Source organism: Acetobacter malorum (assembly GCF_002153605.1).
In the GTDB taxonomy this organism is placed as follows: Bacteria; Pseudomonadota; Alphaproteobacteria; order Acetobacterales; family Acetobacteraceae; genus Acetobacter; species Acetobacter malorum_A.
The window spans coordinates 1-638 of record NZ_JOPG01000063.1 but is presented as its reverse complement, the minus strand read 5'-3'; the positions used below and the strand labels follow the sequence as shown (position 1 = coordinate 638).

At 63.2% G+C, this 638-nt stretch carries 1 pseudogene; it reads right to left on the bottom strand.

The window, feature by feature from the left end:
- Positions 1 to 638, bottom strand: a pseudogene (locus HK23_RS13825) (1-deoxy-D-xylulose-5-phosphate synthase); the annotation flags it as partial.

Here is a 638-nt window from a genome sequence, read left to right as displayed (position 1 = left end):
GGCAGCTCCAGACCCAGCCCCCCGCCACGCGGGTAGCGCAGGGCAATCGGGCCTTCATCAAACTCGGCGGCGGTTGCCGTCATGTGCAGCAGCTCAACCTCGTCAGACGGTGCCATGATGCTCATGCCCGGCAGACAGCCCAGATAGGCAATGTCAAAGGAACCAGCATGGGTTGCCCCATCGGCCCCAACCAGCCCGGCACGGTCAATGGCGAAGCGGACGGGCAGCTTCTGAAGCACCACGTCATGCATCACCTGATCATAGGCGCGCTGGAGGAAGGAGGAGTAGATGGCGCAGAAGGGACGGAGGCCTTCGGTTGCCATGCCCGCGGCAAACGTCACGGCATGCTGCTCGGCAATGCCGACGTCGAAGAAGCGGTCAGGATAGTTTTTGGCGAACGCATCCAGCCCGGTGCCGGACGGCATGGCGGCGGTGATGGCGGCAATCTTGTTGTCGGTTGCGGCCCGGCGCACCAGTTCGCGTGCAAACACAGATGTGTAGGACGGCGGCCCGGCGGGGCCTTTTTTCTGCTCACCGGTGACGACGTTGAATTTGGCGACGGCGTGATACTTGTCCCCGGCCTTTTCGGCGGGCTGATAGCCGTGGCCTTTTTCGGTCATCACATGCAGCAGGATGGG